16 protein-coding genes and 2 pseudogenes are annotated in these 19,241 nt (G+C 70.5%); 11 read left to right on the forward strand and 7 right to left on the reverse strand.

The features are described from left to right. Positions 1 to 777: hypothetical protein (locus B7767_RS43865; RefSeq protein WP_218775877.1), on the reverse strand; the 777-nt coding region annotated here is incomplete at its 3' end. Positions 778 to 1,455: 678 nt separating this feature from the next. Between B7767_RS43865 and B7767_RS43870 the strand changes: the two genes are divergently transcribed. The 7 genes from B7767_RS43870 (at position 1,456) to B7767_RS43910 (ending at position 9,969) form a co-directional block, all read left to right on the forward strand. Further along, positions 1,456 to 2,520 carry a hypothetical protein gene (locus tag B7767_RS43870; RefSeq protein ID WP_256923801.1) on the forward strand — a complete coding sequence of 355 codons (1,065 nt, stop codon included), beginning with the start codon at positions 1,456 to 1,458 and terminating at the stop codon, positions 2,518 to 2,520. Between the two features lie 433 nt (positions 2,521 to 2,953). After that, on the forward strand, positions 2,954 to 3,976 hold the full coding sequence (locus tag B7767_RS43875; protein WP_256923802.1) for a hypothetical protein: 1,023 nt from the start codon (positions 2,954 to 2,956) through the stop codon (positions 3,974 to 3,976). Next, positions 3,969 to 5,621 carry a polyprenyl synthetase family protein gene (locus B7767_RS43880; protein WP_085576639.1) on the forward strand — a complete coding sequence of 551 codons (1,653 nt, stop codon included), beginning with the start codon at positions 3,969 to 3,971 and terminating at the stop codon, positions 5,619 to 5,621. The genes B7767_RS43875 and B7767_RS43880 overlap by 8 nt, the downstream gene beginning before the upstream one ends. Further along, on the forward strand, positions 5,618 to 6,313 hold the full coding sequence (locus B7767_RS43885) for a hypothetical protein (protein ID WP_085576640.1): 696 nt from the start codon (positions 5,618 to 5,620) through the stop codon (positions 6,311 to 6,313). Before B7767_RS43880 ends, B7767_RS43885 begins: the two co-directional genes overlap by 4 nt. 64 nt (positions 6,314 to 6,377) lie before the next feature. Further along, positions 6,378 to 7,958 carry a DUF11 domain-containing protein gene (locus B7767_RS43890; RefSeq protein WP_085576641.1) on the forward strand — a complete coding sequence of 527 codons (1,581 nt, stop codon included), beginning with the start codon at positions 6,378 to 6,380 and terminating at the stop codon, positions 7,956 to 7,958. Between the two features lie 69 nt (positions 7,959 to 8,027). Beyond that, entirely contained in the window at positions 8,028 to 8,498 is a 471-nt protein-coding gene (locus tag B7767_RS43895) for a hypothetical protein (RefSeq protein ID WP_085576642.1), read from the forward strand. 937 nt (positions 8,499 to 9,435) lie between these two features. Then, positions 9,436 to 9,969: a GNAT family N-acetyltransferase gene (locus B7767_RS43910; RefSeq protein ID WP_085576644.1), complete on the forward strand. Its 534-nt coding sequence runs from the start codon at positions 9,436 to 9,438 to the stop codon at positions 9,967 to 9,969. Between the two features lie 242 nt (positions 9,970 to 10,211). Here B7767_RS43910 and B7767_RS43915 read toward each other — a convergent pair whose 3' ends face one another. Further along, positions 10,212 to 11,441: an epoxide hydrolase family protein gene (locus B7767_RS43915; RefSeq protein WP_085576645.1), complete on the reverse strand. Its 1,230-nt coding sequence runs from the start codon at positions 11,439 to 11,441 to the stop codon at positions 10,212 to 10,214. Positions 11,442 to 11,503: 62 nt separating this feature from the next. Between B7767_RS43915 and B7767_RS43920 the strand changes: the two genes are divergently transcribed. Then, the gene (locus B7767_RS43920) at positions 11,504 to 12,466 is read left to right on the forward strand and encodes a YafY family protein (protein WP_085576646.1); all 963 of its coding nucleotides are present in this window, start codon (positions 11,504 to 11,506) and stop codon (positions 12,464 to 12,466) included. Between the two features lie 156 nt (positions 12,467 to 12,622). Here B7767_RS43920 and B7767_RS47170 read toward each other — a convergent pair. After that, positions 12,623 to 12,718: pseudogene (locus B7767_RS47170) on the reverse strand (oxidoreductase); the annotation flags it as partial. Positions 12,719 to 12,901: 183 nt separating this feature from the next. Here B7767_RS47170 and B7767_RS43925 point away from each other — a divergent pair. Next, positions 12,902 to 13,582 (forward strand): bifunctional 2-polyprenyl-6-hydroxyphenol methylase/3-demethylubiquinol 3-O-methyltransferase UbiG, encoded by a 681-nt coding sequence (locus tag B7767_RS43925; RefSeq protein WP_085576647.1) that lies wholly within the window; start codon positions 12,902 to 12,904, stop codon positions 13,580 to 13,582. A gap of 215 nt (positions 13,583 to 13,797) precedes the next feature. Here B7767_RS43925 and B7767_RS49220 read toward each other — a convergent pair. Further along, a pseudogene (locus B7767_RS49220) lies at positions 13,798 to 14,121 on the reverse strand (FG-GAP repeat protein); the annotation flags it as partial. A gap of 198 nt (positions 14,122 to 14,319) precedes the next feature. Continuing rightward, entirely contained in the window at positions 14,320 to 14,538 is a 219-nt protein-coding gene (locus tag B7767_RS43935) for an EF-hand domain-containing protein (RefSeq protein WP_073937915.1), read from the reverse strand. A 614-nt stretch (positions 14,539 to 15,152) separates the two neighbouring features. Between B7767_RS43935 and B7767_RS43940 the strand changes: the two genes are divergently transcribed. Further along, complete coding sequence (locus tag B7767_RS43940; protein WP_085576648.1) at positions 15,153 to 15,710, forward strand: GNAT family N-acetyltransferase; 558 nt, start codon at positions 15,153 to 15,155, stop codon at positions 15,708 to 15,710. 542 nt (positions 15,711 to 16,252) lie between these two features. On the opposite strand, the gene B7767_RS43945 is transcribed toward B7767_RS43940, so the two are convergent. Further along, complete coding sequence (locus tag B7767_RS43945) at positions 16,253 to 16,837, reverse strand: 3'-5' exonuclease (protein WP_085576649.1); 585 nt, start codon at positions 16,835 to 16,837, stop codon at positions 16,253 to 16,255. A gap of 878 nt (positions 16,838 to 17,715) precedes the next feature. Between B7767_RS43945 and B7767_RS43950 the strand changes: the two genes are divergently transcribed. Further along, positions 17,716 to 18,267 carry an EF-hand domain-containing protein gene (locus B7767_RS43950; protein WP_085576650.1) on the forward strand — a complete coding sequence of 184 codons (552 nt, stop codon included), beginning with the start codon at positions 17,716 to 17,718 and terminating at the stop codon, positions 18,265 to 18,267. A 643-nt stretch (positions 18,268 to 18,910) separates the two neighbouring features. Here the strand turns inward: B7767_RS43950 and B7767_RS49520 are convergent. Further along, positions 18,911 to 19,153, reverse strand: a complete 243-nt coding sequence (locus B7767_RS49520; protein WP_373408291.1) for a hypothetical protein — start codon at positions 19,151 to 19,153, stop codon at positions 18,911 to 18,913. Positions 19,154 to 19,241: the final 88 nt, after the last annotated feature.

The raw sequence follows: 19,241 nt of genomic DNA on the forward strand, positions 1-19,241 counted from the left end.
GGCGATCCGGGCGGGGCCGCCGAGCCGTCCCCACGGCTCCCGGCTCCCGCGGGCCTCGCGCGCGGGAGGTCCCGCGGCCCCGGCCTCCGCCTGCGCGCGACGTCCGGCCCGGGACAGGTACCAGAACCGGTCCTCCACCCGGACGCGGACGCCGTCGCCCCGCAGCACACCACCTGCGCCCAGGTGGACCGACCCCGTGTCCGCGTCGGCCCGCAGTACGACGCCCGAGGCGTCCGCGGAGTCGAAGACGGCCTCCGTCACCCGGTCGACGTCGACGGACATCGTCACCGAGTACCTCTCCGCCGAGCCATCCGCGACCGCGTAGGCCCTCGGTACGGCCAGTTCCAGCGAGGCCGTCAGCCGCCGTTCCCCCCGCACCTCGACCCGCAGCCGCCGTACCTCGGCACGCGGCAGCAGGTAGTCGAGGGCCAGTTGCCCGGCGACGTCCGCGGTGAGCCGCCGCGTTCCCGGCCGCACCCGGCCGTCGAGGTCCCGGTCCGGGCCCTCCGGCTCGGCCGGCGGCGGTACGAGCCGCTCGCCGTCCGGGCCCAGCAGTCCCACCATCCACTCCCGGCGCGAGGGCCCCAGCTCGGACATCCAGCGCAGTCCCGTCCGCGCCCGCCGCTCACGCCCCCGGGCAGTTCTCGCCCGGGCCGCCCGGAACAACGGGAACGTGTTGTTGTCCCACACGTCCGCCGCCCGGTACACCGCCGCCCGGTCGAAGCTCCGCGCATCCCGCGACGCCTCACGGATCAGCGCCAACGAGCCGTCCAGCAAGGCTCCGTACGCTTCAATGGCATCCCCACCCATGCGCGCAGTCTTCCAGCCGCCCGCCGCCCCCGCGACGGACGGAGGCGCTACCGGGCGCCGTGCCCGGAACCGGCGAAGATCACCGGTGCGTCTTCGGCCTCGAGCCGTGAGAGGGCGAGGCCGGAAGGCTGGTGTACCGACCGCAGCAGATGTCACCGAAGGCATGGGCATGGGCCTGGGACGCCCAAGGGGACGTCCTGGCAGTGCTGCTGATCGGCCCCATGGCGAGCATCGAGCGGGGGGACTCAGAGCCGATGGGCGGCGGGCCTGTCGGCGTTTCCGTCTCGCCTTCCCTTCGCGGGCCGGATCCGGCGCCCGGACTCCTCGGTCGCCCATGTTCGGTGCCAGGCCGGGCCACGCCCGTAAGGACCGCCCGGCGCTCACCGGTACGGGGAGGCCACACCGCGGACGTGTACGTACCTGCTCCCGGCATCCGAGGGACTGGATGCGCCTTCCTGCGCTGCTCCGTCATCCGAGTGCACCCTCCCCTGCCGCAGCGGTTTCGGGGCGGCTTTCGGCTAGGCAATGAACTGGCCGATGACAAGGAGGCGGTATGCGTGAGAATGGCCGACGAAGGGCGCGCGCGGCGTCGCAGGCCCCCGAAACCGGGTGGCATGTGGGGGTGAAGGCATGGCGCGGGCTCGTGTGACGTCACCGCCCAAGGCGGCGAAGGGCCTGCCGACGGTGGCAGGTTGCGGGGATGCCGGCTTCGCCGGCGACGGTGGGTCGGCAGTGGAGGCGCGCCTTGCGTTTCCTTCCGGCGTTGCGGTCGACGCCGACGGAAACGTGTTCGTTTCCGATCACGCCAACCATCGGGTCCGCCGTGTCGACCCATCGGGTGTCGTCGTCACGGTCGCCGGCGATGGGGTGCGTGGTGACGGCGGTGATGGCGGCGAGGCCCAGCGGGCGCGGCTGGGTTTTCCGGTCGCGGTGGCCCTGGACGGGCAGGGGAACGTGTTCATCGCCGATGAGATGACGCACCGTGTGCGGCGGGTGGACGCCTCAGGGGCCATCGGTACCGTGGCCGGGGACGGCTCGCGCGGCGGTGGCGGGGACGGCGGGCCCGCGGTGAGGGCGCGGCTGGACGTGCCCTGTGCCGTCGTGGCTGCGGCGGGTGGTGAGCTGTTCGTCGCCGAGGGCGGGGGCCGGGCGGTGCGCAGGATCGACGGTGAGGGCACGATCAGCACGGTGGTGGCCGAGTCCCCGTTGGGCCGGGATGTCGCGGTCGCCGGGGCGCCGTTCGTCCCGGCGGGTCTGGCGATCGATGCGTCCGGGCGTCTGTACATCGCGGATGCCGAGGGGCGCCGCCTTCTGCGCTGGGACGCCTCGGCCGGGCTGACGGTGCTGGCCGGTGCCGGTGCCGGTGACGAAGAGGGAGCCGGCGTGCGGGTGCCGTGGGCGGCGCCCTGTGGCGTGGCGGTCGATGCGGGGGGAGTCGTCTACGTCGCCGATCAGAACGCGCACAGCGTGTGGCGGCTGGAGGGCGGTGCGGCCACCGTGCTGACCGGCCCGGGGGAGCCGACCGGGCCGGGCGAGGACGGCGGACCCCGGTCGGAACTGGCCTATCCGAGCGGACTGGCCCTGGATGCCGCAGCGAAACGGCTGCTGGTTGCCGACAACTTCCACCACCGCATCGCCGAGGTTGCCCTGCCGTCACGCAAGGCGGGCACGCGGCGCCGCCCTGCACGGCGCGGGCCCGCCAAGTCCTGAAGATCGGGCACGATCCGGGCGGTACCACCGATCGTCGAGTCGGCCGGGAGCCGGGAGCCGGGAGCCGGGAGCCGGGAGCCGGTGCCGGTCCGGTCCTGGTGCCGGTCCGGTCCCGGCCGGCGAGAGACGAGAAGAGAGCCGCCGACGCGGCGCGCGAACCGGGGCACTGCTCCTCTGCTCCTGGTCGAGTCGACGGCACGGCCTGTGGGGGCGCGACGGCGGCTGAGGCATCCGTTGCCGTCGCTCGCCTGCCCCGGTGACTCGCTCATCTGTTTTTTAGTCCGTTTCGCTCGCTTTTGGGTATGTTTGGCGCGAGCAAACGTTACGTCGCGTTATGGTGCAATCCGTTTGCGTTAGCTTTTGCGATGTGCAGACGTCCTCTTTGCCGACCGTTCGGCTGGGCCCGCCAGGGCCGTTCCCGCATGCCCCCCTCATGCATCACCTGGACCGGAAGTGGCTGCACTACGCGTTCCTGTCACGCTGCGGCCGGCAGGCTCTGATCGCCAACCTGTCCGTCCTCGGCCCCTCGTCAGGGAAGGTGGTCGCCGATCCAGGAGCCCCCGCCACGGGAAGGCGCAGCGGTACCGGTACCGTCGAAGGCCAGCACATGGCGATCCTCCTGACCTTCGAGGAGGACCGCGGTTGGAGCGCGACGCAGTTCAACGCCGAGCAGCCGGAGCTGCCGTGGTCGGCGTTCCGGCTGCCGCACCCGCACGGCAGTCCCGGGGCGTTCCGAGTGGCCGCCCGCGGCTCCGGTCCGGCGCTGGACGTACGGCTGCGGCGCACGAGCAGGCCGTGCACGTCGCAGTGCGCGCCGTTCGGCACGGATGAGTATCTGCGATGGCAGTCCGAGCCCGGTGTCCTGGGCTTCGGCACGATCAAGCACGGCGACGGCACGGTCTCGACGACCGACATGCTGGGCTACCACGAACGGGTCCGCGGCCGCTGGTCCTGGCCGGCGCTGGGCGGCTGGGTCTTCGGGTTCGTCAACGACCCCGCCGGCCCGGTGGGCGAGGCACCGCCCGCCGCGCTCGTGTTCACCCTGATCCAGCCCCGGCATCCGGCCGGCGCCGCCAGCGGCTCGGTCATGCTGTGGCGCAACGGGCGCATGATCCGCCACTTCCCGCGCCGGAACCTGCAGATCGCCGTCAGCGGCGTCCTCTCCCGCGACCAGGTGGCCCTGGTCCCGCCGCTGGCCGGCACCCTCGGCACGCCTCCGGCGGCAGCCGTCCCGTCCCGTCTGCTGATCACCGCCCGGCTCGGGGACGACCGCCTGGTGTTCGACTTCCACTGCCGTACGGCGGGACGGATCGCCAACCCCTCGGAGACGAGCCTGCACCCCTTCAGCGTCCACGAGACGCTCGGCCCCTGCACGGTCGAGGGTGTGATCGGCGGCAGGAGCCTGTCCTTCCGGACCCAGGGGATCGTGGAGTTCGCCGGAGGCGCACATGACTGAGACCACCCTCGCCCTCACCGGCGCCCGCCTGCTGGCGGACACGGTCGCCGCCCTGACCGAGCGCGCACCCGCCGTCCTTGCCGCAGCCGCCGACCAACTGCGCACCATCAGGCTGGGGTTGCACTTCAACGACGACAGTCACGCCACCCTCACCGCCCGGCACAGCCGCCTGCTCGTCGAGCAGACCCGCTGCACCGCTCCGGACGTCGAGGTCGTCTTCGACAACCGTGCGATGAACCTCCTCTTCGACCTGCAACGGTCCGCGATCGACCAGGTGCTGCCCGACAGCCTCGACGTGCGCGGCTCCCGCGAGGACACCCTCGCGGTGTGGCGGGCCTTCACCCTGCTGTCCCAGCGGGCGGCCGGCCTGCGCATGCTGCAGGAGCTGTGGGCCGAATACCGCGAGCAGGCACCCCAGTTGTGGGGCACCGCATCGCCGGCCGCCGTCGAGCCGGCCACCGCCCCGGTGGACTGGACGGCGCTGGACTACCTGACCCGGCGCGCCCCGGAGGACGCCCCCGAGCCGCCCGCGCTGATCAACGGGACCACCGTCACCGCGCCCCGCCCGCTGTGGGACGGACGGGTCAGCAGTGGCTGGTGGCAGGAACCCGCGGTGCACGACGCGGACCTGCTGGAGACCATGCGCGTCTGCCGGGCGCGTACCCACGAGGAGATCCAACGGCTGCTGCCGGACCGCGAACCGCGCGCCGAACTGTACGACCTCATGCGCTCCTACCCGGCCCGGCAGGGCAAGGGCCTGCGCCCCACACTCACGATCGCGGCCTGCGCCGCCTTCGGCGGCCGCCCCGAGGACGCGGTCCGCGCCGCTGCCGCGCTGGAGCTGTTCCACAACGGCTTCCTCGTCCACGACGACATCGCCGACGAATCCACCCACCGCCGCGGCCTGCCCACCATGCACGAGGAACACGGGCTGGGCCTGGCCGTCAACGTCGGCGACGGCCTGAACCTCCTCGCGGTCGACGCAGTCCTGTCCAACCTGGAAACCCTCGGCCTGGCCCGCACCCTCGGCCTGATCCACGAGTCGATCCACATGTGCCGCGAGTCCATCGAGGGCCAGGCCATGGAGCTGGGCTGGATCCGCCACGACGTCGTACCCGAGACGGACGACGCCTACTTCACCATGAGCACGAAGAAGACCGGCTGGTACACCTGCATCAGCCCCTGCCGCATCGGAGCGGTGTGCGCCGGTGTCACCGACCCGGCGGTCCTGGGCCGCTTCGACGAGGCGTTCCGCCTGATCGGGATCGCTTTCCAGATCCAGGACGACATCCTCAACCTCGTCGGTGAGGAAGCCCTCTACGGCAAGGAACCCCTCGGGGACCTCCTCGAAGGCAAACGCACCGTCATGCTCATCCACCTCTTCCGCACCATGCACGCCTTCGAGCGGCCCCGCCTCTTCGACGTCCTGCGCCGGCGCCGGACCGACAAGACCCAGCAGCACGCCGAGGAACTCCTGTCCGCGATGCAGCGCCACGAGTCCATCGAGTACGCCACCGACCTGGCCGACCGGCTCGCCGCCGAGGGCATCTCCCGCTTCGAAGAAGACCTCCAGATCATCCCCGAAAACGAGGGCAAGGCCGTCCTGCGGCAGATCGCCCACTACGTCACCTCGAGGCCACTGTGACCACCACCACGACCTCCTCGCCCCCCACGCCCGGCACCGACCCGGGTCCACCGACCACCACCGACGAGAAGGCGTTCGCCTTCCTCGGGCAGGTCAACACCTGCTTGCGCGCCTGCCTGTGCACCCTGGCCCGCCACGGCGTCGCCCTTCGCGAACGCGAACCACAGCGTGCCCAGGCCCTCCTGGCCCAGGTCGAGTGCTGGCCCCTCTACAAGGGCGGCCAGTTCCTCTTCGACCTGATGGAGTGGGAGGACCTCATGCTCGACGGCGACCCGCCGCCCCTGATGTCCACCGAGCACATCCGGGCCTCCTGCGCTTTGCCCGTCCAGTGGATCGCCGCGGGCTCGGCCCCGGGCCCCGGGCCCGCACAGCTGATCCCCGGCCGGCGCGTCGCCACGGCTCTCGGACTGCCCCTGCGCATGCTGACCACCGTCACCCGTGCAGCCCTCACCGGGGCCGCGCAGGACCTGACCGACCTGCTCGCCACGCCGTTCGCCCAGCCCGCAGGAGACCACTCGTCCGAGGCCGACGGCGAACCCCGGTCCGACACCGGCCAAGAGGACCTGCCGACGCTGGAAGCCGGGTTCTACCTCTACCGGGACGTCGTCCTGGGCGCCCTCACCGTCCTGGGCCCCTTGCTGGCCGAACACGCACCCGACAACGGCCCGCCACCGCCTCCCGAGCCCCGCTGACCACGGCCGAGCCCACCCCGACCCGGCCGCGTCCCCCGTCCCCCCGTCAACGAAGGGAAAGCACATGGTCACTCAGGCCACACCGGAAGCCGGGACCGGCAGCTCCGTCTTCCCCATCACCGAATCGTTCAGCAACAGCAGCACGGACAACAGCCAGTGGCGCATCCTCGGAAGCGCCGTCCTCAACGGAAGCCTTCAGCTCACTCCGAACGCGAAGCAGACCTCCGGCACCGCCCTGCTGGACGAGGCCTTCCCCTCGTCCTACGGCGTCGCGATCGACTTCGACTACGAGGTCGAGCCGGGCTCCACCCCGGGAGACGGCTTCTCCGTGTACCTCATCGACGGCAGCGCCACCACCGACCCCGGCGCCACCGGAGCCGGCCTCGGCTACTCCCGCGCGGAGAAGAAGCGGGGCGTCACCAAGGGCTACATCGGCATCGGCTTCGACCACTACGGCAACTACGCCAGCGACCTCGCCGGCCCTCGAGGCCCTGGCCGCACCCCCGACATGGTGGGCATCCGCGGCTCGGGCAACCACCTCGACGGCTTTGCCTGGCTCACAGGCATGTCCTTGAAGAACAGCCTGCGCACCCGCTGGGAGGAAGGCGCCCGCGTCCAGGTCACCGTCGCGGACGGCAGGATCACGGTCCGCATGTCCAGCAAGACCGACCCCAACGGCACCACCGTCATCGACGGCTTCCCCCTCCAGTCCGACGGTCAGGCACCCATGCCGGACACCTTCAAGATCGGACTGTCCGCCTCGACCGGCGACGCCACAGCGGCCCACCGCATCCGGAACCTGAAGATCACCATGCCGGCGGACATGCCGCTGGAGATCACCGGCCCTGCCGAGGCCGAGGCAGGGACGAAGGTGTGCTACCCCATCGTCGTCCGCAACGACGGCCCCAACGACGCGCCTGACGCCGTCGTCGAAGCACAGCTCCCCGCCGAACTGTCGAACGTCGCCTTCCGGGCGACGACCGGCAACGGGGCCGTGGAAGGCAAGGGGACCGTCGCGAACGGCGTCCTGCGCCAGCCGCTCGGGTTGCCCAAGGGCGCTACCGCCACGGTCACCGTCTGCGGCACCATCAACCGCACCTTCACGGGAACCCTGACCCTTCCCGCCACGATCACCAGCACCAGCCGGTCCAACATCTCGTCCCGGCCGCATGGTGAAACCTCCACGCAGGTCACGCGTGCGGCCGAACCGACGACGGACCTGGTGGTCTCCCAGGACAGCGGTGTCCGGGACGCACCAGGTGGCCTGGGTGCCATCATGGTCGTCAAGGCGACAAGCCGCGAGACCGGACACCCGGTCGCCGCCGGCCCCGTCGAGCACGTGTTCACCGCCCCCACCGGCTTCCGGTGGAACGGCCATGTCAGCGCTTCCTACCGGCGCATCGACAAGACCACCCTCGGCGGGCTGCCTCCCGTCGAGGCGAAGACCGGTGAGGACGGGCGGATCCTGACCTTCACCTACGACGTCCACGTGTACACGGGCGACGACGACCGCGACTACCTGGTCTACACGTGCGGCATCGAAGCCGTCGACGGCGTACGGCCCCACCGCTACACCGACGGCATCGCCCAGATCGGTGCCGCGCCCCCGGCCCAGCTCAAAGCCACCCTCCTGCCCAGCCCGTAAGACCGCATAGCCGCAACTCGCGGACACTTCACCGGCCTTTCCGCGCACCCTCCGAAGGGACACGAAGCCATGGCAACGGAAACCCAAGCCCCCGTCAGGCAGGGCGACGACAAGAAGCTCTTCCTCCTCCAGGTGGGCCATCCCGAGGCCCGTCCGGGCGGGGAGCCCACCCGGCTCAACTTCGCCGTCCTCAGCACCGTCAAGGAGCCCGTGAACCCCGGGGACGTCACCTACACCCTCAAGGCTCCCACCGGATTCCTCTTCAGCGGCTGGATCGGCTGGGCCTACCACGATGCCAACACGATGCAGCCCACGAGCAACGCGGAAGCCATCGAGCCCGCCGTCAGCGACGGTGGCCGCACCCTGACCTTCACCCACAAACCCTGCCTACGCAGCAACGCGGAGTGCCTGGGCTACGGGGTCGACACCACCGCCGTCGACGGCACGGACCCCGACACCTACCAAGACGGCCGGCTGGAGATCGGAGACGCCAACCCCATCAACCTCACCGGCACCGTCCTCGGCCCCGACGAGGACTGACTTCACATCAGGCCCCCACGTCATGATCACACACGCTGAACGGCCGCCCGGAACTACGCGCCGGGCGAAAGATCACACCGCTCGGCTGCGGTCACCCCACAGTGGTGACCGTGCTGAACCGATCGACATCCTCGTCGTCCTGAAGGACGGCGATTCCCGCTTACCGCGCCGTTGAGGGCTGCGGTGTCGGGTGGGTGCCTGCCTCGCCGCGCGGTACGGACACGGGTGCCCGTCTCACCTGCGCTCGACAGGCTGTCACGGCCAGTCCGGCCGCCTTGGCGACGTTGACCGCCGCGTTGATGGCCCGGTCCTTGACGCCGCACTGCGAGCACACCTGAGACATGGCCCTCGCCTCGTGCCGCAGGCACCCGGTTCGTACGCCGGCTCCCGACGATGCGCATGCCGCCCCTGGGCGCCGGAGGACCCGTAGGGGCGGCATGCGCATCGTCTCGCCCGGCCCTCCTGCCTCTACCTCGTGTGACCTGTGGAAACAGCGTGAAAGGCGTGTATGGAACAGTAGTTGGGAAAAATCCTGTTGCCGGGCATCCGGATCCGGCCCCTCTGCGGCAGCGCGGCATCCGGACCGCGATCGCGGAGCGGGGACGACCGCACGGCACCGGCCCGGGCACCTCCCGCTGGGTCGTCGAACGGACGATCTCCTGGCTGCGCGGCTTCCGCCGCCTGTGGATCCGCCGGGAACGACGCGGCGACATCCACGAGGCCCTTCCTCGGCCTCGCCGTCCGCCTGATCCCCCACCGGCACGTCCAGAGGCTTTGTCAGGGCCAGGGAGCGGCACGTCGTCCGCCCGGCCGTCGGCCCGATGTTTCTCCCGTCACGGTGCGTGGTGCAAGGGCTTGACGCGTTGTGGTTGCGAAGCGGCAGGGCGGGCGAGCGCCGGATTACCGATGCGGTGCCTGTCTTCGGCAGGATGGGCGCATGAACGAGATCCGCACACCCCGCCTCCTCCTCCGTAGCTGGCACGACGACGACCTCGCGCCGATGGCGGACATCAACGCTGACCCACGGGTCATGCGCTGGGTCGACGACGGCTCGGTGCGCGACCTGGACCACACGGCCGAGGACATCGAACGGTGGGAGGAGGAGTGGGACGAGGAGGGCTTCGGACTCTTCGCCGTCGAACTGCTGGCCTCAGGCGAACTGATCGGCTTCACGGGACTGTCCGTGCCCGAGTTCCTGCCGGAGGTGATGCCCGCCGTGGCGATCAGCTGGCGGCTCGGCTCACCGTTCTGGGGCCAGGGATACGCGTCCGAAGCCGCGCACGCCACCCTGGAGTTCGCACTCCAGGACCGCGGCCTGGATCGTGTCATCAGCATCAGTCGGGTGGGGGACAACGCCTCCGAGAACGTCATCCGCAAGCTCGGCATGGCGCCCGAACGGGAGACGGCCCACCCGGTGTACGGCTACCCACTGCGCGTTCACGCCATCGACCTCACCGAGTTCCAGGCATGAACCGGCCCGACCGCCGGTCATCACAAGACAGCCGGCCACTGTCCCCACGTCCCTGAACGCATTGATCGCGGCGGCACGGACACCCGGGAAGGGACGGCCCCTCCCTGTCACTGACCTGTGCCTTCACGGAACCGGGGACAGAGCCCTTGAAAACCCCCGGCCCCTACTCCTGTTCCCACTTGGTTGCATGCTCGATGGGCGGGACCGCTACGCCCTGCCGTCGAGATTCGGGGCGCTTCCTGTCAGCGCACCTTGCCGAAGAACTCACGGACGTCGCCGACGAGCAGTTCCGGGGCCTCCATCGCGAGGAAGTGGCCGCCACGGTCGAGTTCGGTCCACCGCACGATGTCGTGGTCGCGTTCGGCCCAGCGGCGGATGGTCACGTCATGGGCGGAGAGCAGCACGGCGGTGGGCACGGACCTCTGTGAACCGGCTGCCCAGTCGCCCTGACCGTCGCTCCACCCGGTGTCGTGCGCCGCGCCGGGGGCAGCCCGGTCGTCGGCTGCGGCTTCGCTCCAGGTGCTCGCGGACATCTCCTCGTAGTAGACCTGGGCTGCTGAGGCGGCGGTGGCGGTCAGCCAGTACAGCGAGACCTCGGTCAGGATGCGGTCCCGGTGGATGCTGCTCTCGGGCAGTGCGTCTTCCGGGTCGGTGAGCTCCTTGAATTTCTCCACGGTCCAAGCCAGCTGGCCGACAGGGGAGTCGGTGAGGGCGTAAGCCACGGTCTGCGGTCGTTTGGAGTTGCACTGCAGGTAACCGTCGTTGAAGTTCTGCATCCGATGCCATCGTCGCTGCTCGGCCTCCGTCAGGCCGTCCATCTCGCCCTCTGCCCCGGAGGGAAATGTGATCATGGCGTTGACGTGGACGCCGATCACGTGGTCCGGTGCCTGCTTGCCCATCTCCGGGGCGACCCATGAGCCGGTGTCGTAGCCCTGAACGCCGTAGCGCGTGTAGCCGAGGCGGGCCATCAGCTGGGTGAACGCCCCGGCCATCCGAGCCGTGTCCATGCCCGGTCCGGCCAGTGGGGTGGAGAAGGCGAATCCCGGCAGCGAGGGGATGACCAGGTGGAACGCATCGGCCGGATCGCCTCCGTAGGTGCCGGGGTCGGACAGCGGCCCGATGACGTCGAGGAAGTCCACCACCGAGCCCGGCCAGCCGTGCAGCAGCATCAGCGGTGTGGCATCGGCCCTGGGGGAGCGCACGTGCAGGAAGTGGATGTTCTGCCCGTCGATGGTGGTCATGTACTGAGGAAACGCGTTGAGTTCCGCCTCGTGTGCCCGCCAGTCGTAGGCAGTGCGCCAGTACTCGGCCAGATCCTTCAGGTAGTCCACCGGAACGCCGCGGCTCCAGCCGACACCGGGCAGTCCATCCGGCCAGCGGGTGGCGGCCAGGCGGGCTCGCAGATCATCGAGCCGGGCCTGCGGTATGTCGATGTGGAAGGAGCGGATACTGCTGGGTGTCGTGTTCGTCATGGCTGCGACGCTAGGACTCGCTTAGGTCAGTTTCGGTCCTCGCCTTCCGGCAGTCTTACGGCATGTTGGAGACCTCCGGGCGGCTGTTGAAGCTGCTCTCCCTGTTGCAGACCCACCGCGACTGGTCCGGGGCCGAACTCGCCGAACGCCTCGGTGTCAGCCGGCGCACCCTGCGCCGTGATGTGGAGCGGCTGCGTGTGCTCGGCTACCCGGTGCACGCCACCCAGGGCACGGCGGGCTACCGGCTCGGGGCCGGGGCCACGCTGCCGCCACTGCTGCTCGACGACGACGAGGCCGTCGCCGTCGTCATCGGCCTGCGCACGGCGGCCGGTGGCTCGGTCGCCGGCATCGAAGGGTCCTCGATGCGCGCGCTCGCCAAGCTCGAGCAGATGCTCCCACCCCGGCTGCGGTACCGAGTGAGCACCCTGCACACCGCTACTGTCCGGGCCGGCGCAGCCCCGGCTCCCAAGGTCTCCGCGGACACCCTCATGGCCATCGCAGAGGCGTGCCGCCGACGCGAGCGGCTGCGCTTCGACTACGTCAGCCCGCGCCGCAGCCGCAGCACGCGCTCGGTCGAGCCGCACAGCCTCGTCAGCTTCGACCGCCACTGGTACCTGGTCGCCTGGGACACCGACCGCACCGACTGGCGCACCTTCCGCGTCGACAGACTCACTCCGCGCACGCCGACTGGGCCGCGGTTCACCCCCCGCGAACTCCCCGACACCGACGTGGCCACCTATCTGGCCCACCAGCTGTCATCGCGGGCCTGGCCGTTCCAGGCCACCGTCACCCTGCATGAGCCCGCCGCAGCGGTCACCGACCGCATCTGGCCCGGCATGGGCGTCATCGAACCCGTCGACGACGACAGCTGCCTACTGCACCTGGGCGCCGACACCCCCCGCGACCTCGCCTGGATGATCACCTCGGTCGACGCCGATTTCACCCTCACCAACGCACCCCCCGAACTCACCGACGCCCTGCACGCCCACGTCACCCGCTGCCTGAACGCCGTACGCAAGGCGTAGACATCCCTGCCGCGCAGGCGTCCGGAAATCTCCCGACGACCGGGCTCCCTCACTGCTCAGAGGTCGTTCTCGGTTGATGTTTCATCCCGGAATCATCTGTTTGGTCCATGGTGTCGGGTCGCGCCAGGAGAGGGTGTCCTCGCCGGTGAGGCGGCGGGCCATGATGCCGGACAGGTCGATCCCGCTCAGGACGTCGTCCGCGGTGCTCCGGGCGCCGAAACCCGATCCGATGCTGTGCTGAGGTGTCGTCATGGCGGAGGCGCCAGATGCTGGACCGCACTCCAGGGCAAGGCCATCACGCCGCCCACTGAAGGTCCCGGCGGCATCGCACCCGTGCTACGACCGCACCCGGCCGTCCCTCGCCCCTTGGAAGCTGGTTTGCCGGAGCGGCAACACGAGTGGCATGGCCGGGCTTCGATGGGCGACGGTGGGCCCATGAGCGACGACATCACGGCGGGACCGCCCGTGTCCGACACCCCCTTGCCCGGCGACGGATACCTCGGAGACCCTGCGGTACGGACGGAGTGGGACAACCGGTATGCCGACCGACAACAGCTGTGGAGCGGCCGGCCCAACGGCGCGCTCGTGGCCGAGGTCGCCGGTCTCACCCCCGGGCGGGTACTCGACGTCGGCTGCGGCGAGGGCGCGGACGCCGTCTGGCTCGCGCGCGGCGGCTGGGACGTGACTGCGCTCGAGGTTTCGGGCGTGGCGCTGGAGCGGGCGACCGGGCACGCCCGGGACGCGGGCGTCACCATTCGCTGGGTGCACGCCGCACTGACGGAAGCGGCGCTCCCGCCGGCCTCCTTCGACCTGGTCTCCGCGCAGTACCCGGCCCTGCTGCGCACCCCCGACGCCGCAGCCGAGCGAGCGCTGCTCGCGGCCGTCGCACCCGGCGGCGTGCTGTTGCTCGTACACCACGCGGGGATGGATACCCAGCAGGCACACGACAGTGGCTTCGACCCGGCTGACTACGTCTGGCCCTCGATGGTCGCCGCCCTGCTCGACGACGACTGGAAGGTCGAGGTGAACGAACAGCGGCCACGCGTGGCACCCGACGGTGGCGCCGGCGCGCACCATACCGACGACCTCGTGCTGCGTGCGCGACGGCTGCGCTGAACCCTCCGTTCGTGAAGCGGGGCTGTGCCTCCGTGCGCCGGTGACGTTCCGTCATGGGTAGCGGCGTCGAACGAGGCCCCGGTCCCGCCGGCCCCGGGGATGCCGGCAGCGTCCTGCGTGTAGGCGTAGGCGCCGGTTCCGAGGGAGCCGGTCCGGCGGCCGGGGACGACCGTCACCTGCACGACGTCGGTCTCGCCCATGTCCTCCAGCGGCGAGCCGACCACGATGTCCGCCGGCCCGTCCCGGTTCAGGTCGGCCACGGCGAGGGTGGCACCGAAGTCGTCACCCTTCTCGCTCGCTCCGGGGACACCGGGGGCGTTCTGCGCCGGCGAGCGGGAAAGCGAGGTGTACCAGGAGGTCTCGACCGGATCGTCGACGGGCCGGCCCGCCGTTTCCCCCACCCGTCGGCGTCCGGGGCGAGCCGGAACAGTCCCGAGGGCGGTTTCTTCGCCGTCGTCGACGTACCGTTCGGCGTCACCGATGAGGCACTGGAGCGTTCGGCCCGCGCCCACCGTGTGCTGTGGACGCCGCTGCACCACTTCTACGACGCGGTGGCGTCGGGGACCGGAACCGGTATCGAACCACTGCGGTGTCTGCGCCTGTCGTGCAACGCCCTCGGACCGGAGGACATCGATGAGGCGCTCGACCGGTTCGCCGCCTTCGTACGCTCGGCCTGAGCACGGCGCCTGTGGCGGGCGGACCCGTCACAGGCGCTCTTCACGGCCCGGCCGGAGGCGTCAGCGGTTCATGGCCGCCCAGAACTCGTCGAAGGACATCCGGCGGTCACCGTCGGTGTCGAGTGAGTCGATCAGGGCCCGGGCCTCCGACTCGGTGATCTCGGCGCCCTCCAGCTCCGTCACGACCTGCCGGTACTCCTCCGCGGTGACCAGGCCGTCACCGTCCAGGTCATAGCGCTCGAAGACACTCCGCGCCGCCTTCTCCACCATGTCCGCCATGTACGTCTTCCTTCCGCGATCTTCGCTGACGGCGCCAGCCTATCCGTGGGCCCTCGAACGGCCGAGTGAGTGGGCTTGCCCTTTCCGTCCGGTGTCCCCGCCCCGCCATTCCGTGTGGGCAGTGATCACGACGTAGCCGAGGTGCCGGAGCGCATCAGGGTTCTGATCACGCTCAGGAGACAGCGACCCCGGGCTGCCGACCGGCCGAACGCCGTCCGGGTTCACCCGTGGGGAGGAGGCAGTACAGGTCACCTTCTCGGGCTTGCGGCAGGGAGGCGCCACGCCCGTCGACAAGCCGGGGCATCACTCTCGTCGTCCGGACAAGGACCCTGCCCCGGCTGAAACGGGGAAGGCCCTGGTACGAGATCAGCATCGACGATCTTCTACCAGGGCCGCGTGCTGTCAGAAGCCGGTCGGACGTGAGGTCCTGGACCGCCGAGGGCGTCCCGGTGCAGGCCCTTTCACATGGCGCCCTGCCCGGGGCCGGAACGGAACCGCCGCGGGGGTGGAGGGATCCGAGGTGCCCGGCGACCTGGAGCCTTGGACCTGGCAGGCGCGAGCGTGACCGGCCGAAACCCGTTCTGCCGTGGTCGGAGTGGTCGTAGCGTCGTGCCATGACCACTGTGGGCGGCACGGCTTACCGGTACCGCATCGCCACCGCCGGGGACGCCGAGGCCATCAGGGCCTTGGACGACTCCTTCACCACCGGCACCGTCTTCCAGGTGACCGTCACCGGGGAGGGGTTCGCGCTGCGGGAGGTCCCGGTGGAGCCGCCCCTGACCAAGGTGTTCCCCGAGGACGAGCCGGGCGGCGACGACGGGGACGACGCGGACTCCCGCGCTTTCGTCGCCCACGGCGCCGCCGGTGACCTGGCTGGGTTCGCCGCCGTCTCGTACTCCGGCTGGAACCGCCGGCTGACCATCGAGGACATCGCAGTCGCCCCACAGCACCGGGGCCAGGGAGTGGGCCGCGCGCTGATGGGACACGCGAAGGAGTTCGCCCGCGAGCGGGGCGCCGGCCACCTCTGGCTGGAGGTCACCAACATCAACGCGCCCGCGATCCACGCATACCGGCGCATGGGCTTCGCCTTCTGCGGACTCGACACCACCCTCTACGACAACACCCCCGCAAGAGGTGAGCAGGCGCTCTACATGAGCATGCCCTGCCACTGAGCCGACTCCAGGCGGCACACGCCAGAACGGGGCCCTCCGCTCGGCGCGGCCGCGACGGCCAGCGGCCGGGCCGGAGCCTCCGCTCGAGGCCGTGGCCCGCTTGCACCGCTGCACGTACGCGTCCGGCAGGCAGCGGTGGTGCGGGGAACTGTTACCCACTTCCGGATGACGGTCCACGCCACCTGGGGCGGCGCGCCACGGCGTCCGCGGGCCCCACAGCCAAGCCCTGAAGGGTCCTTGGCCCACAGGGGAACCTGTGTCGAAGTCCGTCACCGCCCGCCGCCTGACCGCCGCCGTCCTGGGCACGGTCCTGACCGTGCCCACGTCGGCGGCCGAGCACCGCCCGCACCACCACGGTGCACCACCCCTTCGACGCGGCGGCACGCCGCCGGTATGAGGAAGCGACGTGCAGCGCGGCGGGGAACGCGATGGGCGGTGGCTGCCGTGCAACCGCCCAAGACCCTGCCGATGAGGGGAAGGTCAGAGGTCGGCGCAGATTCCGCAGGCCTTGGCCGGCTCCCTCTTCAAGCCGAGCGAGTGGGTCAGGCGGGGTGTTCCACCGTGGCCGGCCAGACTCCCCGTTCAGCGAGGTGAAGCACGAGGGCCGCGATGTTCCAGGCGTCGTCCTCACCCCGGTGGTGACGGCCTTCGAGCCGCAGTCCGGCGATCTCCAGGGCCTGTGCCATGCCGGGGCGTTTGCGCAGACTGTGTGCCTCGGTGAAGACAGCCTTGGCATTGGTGTGACGGCGACCGAAAGGGTAGGGCGTCCGTGTGGCCTGACACTGCCGTGTGAACTGGTGGCGGTCGTAGTCGCCCCAACTGACCCACGGCCGGGCGCCCGCGCGGTGTTCGGCCGCCAGCAGCCGGCACGCCTCGGCGAAGGCGAGCCCCTGATCGACCTCGTGCTGAGTGAGGCCGGTCAGCTCCGTGCAGAACTTGCTGACCGTGGACCGGACGGGCCTCACCAGGATCCGGTGCCGGGCGAGGCGCTCGCCTGCGTCCAGGTCGATGACAGTCAGCCCGATCTCGATGATCTCGCTGACCTCGCCAGGCGGCCGGGAACCAGCCCAACACGTCGCTTCGACGTCCACGACGTTGACGAGGTTCTCGGTCCGGGTGCTGTCCATGGCAGGGAGCGTAGGGAGACACAACGGCTGGAGCACGTGGTTTTCGAGGCTGCCCCGGCGCCGGCCTCAAGGGCACCACGGTCAACTGCGTCGAGGCCTGGGGGAAGGAGCCCGGCGAAGACCCGACACCGCTGATCAGTCCGCTGTGCCTGCTTCAGGGCCTGCGCTCGGCCGGAGTCGCGCACCCTCGCGGGAAGGACCGGCAAGCCACCCTCGTCCGGGCGGGATCGGACGAACCGCAACCGGACGAGCAATTCGTCAAGGCAGTCGAACTCACTGCCGACGCGTTCGACGCCCTCGCCGAGCTCGCGGACAGGCACAAGGCGGATACACAGAGCTGAACGGACTGGGGCAGCGTCCCGGTGCCGTACGCCGTAGTCGCCCCCCCCGGTGCGTCGTCTCGGGCCCGGCCGTCATGTGCTGCCGAGCCCGAGACGACGCAGTGACAGGGATGCTCGGTTCACCGTACGACCCACCTCTCGGCCCGCTTCGCCGCCACCGGCGCCCCCCGACCGCCATGCTCGGCTCGCTGTACGAGCCGGCTGGGGGGAGGATGACGGGCGTGACCAGCGTGCCGATCGTCGTGCATCGACCCTCACGTACGAACCGGCCGGAACGTCACGCAGGCACCACCCACACGGACGCGACAAGAGCCTCGGCACCGCCTACAGCGACCACGACCTGGACGTGCTCCTCGAAGCCGCCGACCCCGACACCACCCCGGACGCAGTAGGGGAGCGGCACGGCGGCCACGTCCACGAGTTCACCGACGCCTGAGTACGTACCCGGGTATGCCGGGTATGGTCCGGTGCTCCTTCGGGATGCTGTGCCCCCGTGCCGAGGAAGTCGCGACACCAGATCACGGAAGGACCCGGCCCATGACCACGACGGCACAGGACATCCTCACCCTCAAGCTCGAGCGCACCTTCGACCAGATGGACGCCAACCACGACGGCTACATGGACTGGACGGACTACCAAAAGCTCGCCGACCGCTACATCCAGGCCTACCGGCTCGACAAGGACGACCTCCGGGCCCGGGCACTGCAGACCTTCTGCCAGATCTACTGGCTGGAGCTGCTGCGCCACGCGGGCGTGGACAGCGACCGGCTCACCAAGGACCAGTTCGTCACGGCCAGCCGCCTGGCGGTCATCGACACCAGCCGCCTGAACGTGACCGAAGGCGGCGGACACGCGATCTTCGACATCGTCGACGTCGACGGCGACAACGAGATCACCAAGGACGAGTTCGCCCGCTTCCTGAGAGACGTCTGGAAGAACGACGCACCCGACGCGATGGACATGTTCACCAGGCTCGACACCGACGGGGACGGCGCGATCTCGCGCTACGAGTTCATCCGCGCGATCCGCGAGTACTACCTCTCCAACGATCCGAACGCACCGGGCAGCCTGTTCTTCGGACACGTCTGACACCCCGGCCGCGCCGCGAACACCGGTCGGGAGGTTCGCCACCGGCTCCCGTCCGGTGAACAGTCCTCACGTTCGGCTGGCCGACCAACCGGTGCAGCCAGCCGACAGGGCGATCAGGAGGGGGCATGAAACCAACCACGACGGAGTCGGGTGAGGCTGAGTCACAGGCCCGTGAGGAAGTACTGACGAGCTCGTCAACCGCGTACGTCCTGGTCCTCGACGGCGAGATGTCGTGTGGCCGGGCAGCCAGGCTTTTCTCGAGGCGTCCGGCGTCGCGCTTCCTCCGGTCGGCCGCGAGCGTGCCCGAGATCGCGCCGGCCGCTCCCGCACAAGCCCGTGAGCGCTGCGCCGGTTCCACTGTCAGGCGTTCTCCATCGTGGCGGTCATGCACTCTCGACCGCGATGGAGATCATGGCGCCCGACCACATCGAGTCCGGCACCCACAACGACCGCACGGCGGCCATCGCCATGTGAGAACGGAGGAGGGCGGCGGTGTCCGGGACCCCGACGGCCTCCAGGCATTCCTGAAAGGCATGGGCCGTGGCGGAGCACCCATGAGGACACTTCAGCCCTGGATGGGGCCCTCGTCCCCATGCCCGACTGTGGTGGCGGTCTCCGTTCCGGCGGGTATGCCTGGGCGACCTCAGGCGGTGGCGTGTCCGATGCGTGTGGCGATGCCGTCGAGGATCAGTTCGAGCCCGACCGAGAAGCCGGCGTCGGAGACCGCGGCGTCGGGCGGCTTCCCCGACTGTTCCCCGATCAGCGCGGAGGAGAGCAACCGGGCTGTCTCCGGCAAGGGTTCGGGATTGCGGCGCCGTTCCACGCCGCAGGCGTGGGCCCTGCGGTGCCGGATCATCCTGGCCTGCGCGAGTGGCGCGTCGAACAAGGACGTGACCGCGCAGTTGGGTTCGGCACCGCACGCGGTGGGCCGGTGGCGGAAGCGGTTCGTCGAGCACTGGATCGCCGGCCTGGGC

The organism is Streptomyces sp. 13-12-16 (assembly GCF_002114215.1).
Lineage (GTDB): Bacteria > Actinomycetota > Actinomycetes > Streptomycetales > Streptomycetaceae > Streptomyces.

What these genes read in the sequence shown, in the direction of transcription:
- B7767_RS43945 (WP_085576649.1), bottom strand. Translation starts at nt 16,837, where the DNA reads ATGGACAGCACCCGGACCGAGAACCTCGTCAACGTCGTGGACGTCGAA.
- B7767_RS43925 (WP_085576647.1), top strand. Translation starts at nt 12,902, where the DNA reads ATGAGCGACGACATCACGGCGGGACCGCCCGTGTCCGACACCCCCTTG.
- B7767_RS43890 (WP_085576641.1), top strand. Translation starts at nt 6,378, where the DNA reads ATGGTCACTCAGGCCACACCGGAAGCCGGGACCGGCAGCTCCGTCTTC.
- B7767_RS43895 (WP_085576642.1), top strand. Translation starts at nt 8,028, where the DNA reads ATGGCAACGGAAACCCAAGCCCCCGTCAGGCAGGGCGACGACAAGAAG.
- B7767_RS43875 (WP_256923802.1), top strand. Translation starts at nt 2,954, where the DNA reads ATGCATCACCTGGACCGGAAGTGGCTGCACTACGCGTTCCTGTCACGC.
- B7767_RS43915 (WP_085576645.1), bottom strand. Translation starts at nt 11,441, where the DNA reads ATGACGAACACGACACCCAGCAGTATCCGCTCCTTCCACATCGACATA.
- B7767_RS43950 (WP_085576650.1), top strand. Translation starts at nt 17,716, where the DNA reads ATGACCACGACGGCACAGGACATCCTCACCCTCAAGCTCGAGCGCACC.
- B7767_RS43920 (WP_085576646.1), top strand. Translation starts at nt 11,504, where the DNA reads ATGTTGGAGACCTCCGGGCGGCTGTTGAAGCTGCTCTCCCTGTTGCAG.
- B7767_RS43880 (WP_085576639.1), top strand. Translation starts at nt 3,969, where the DNA reads ATGACTGAGACCACCCTCGCCCTCACCGGCGCCCGCCTGCTGGCGGAC.
- B7767_RS43940 (WP_085576648.1), top strand. Translation starts at nt 15,153, where the DNA reads ATGACCACTGTGGGCGGCACGGCTTACCGGTACCGCATCGCCACCGCC.
- B7767_RS43910 (WP_085576644.1), top strand. Translation starts at nt 9,436, where the DNA reads ATGAACGAGATCCGCACACCCCGCCTCCTCCTCCGTAGCTGGCACGAC.
- B7767_RS43935 (WP_073937915.1), bottom strand. Translation starts at nt 14,538, where the DNA reads ATGGCGGACATGGTGGAGAAGGCGGCGCGGAGTGTCTTCGAGCGCTAT.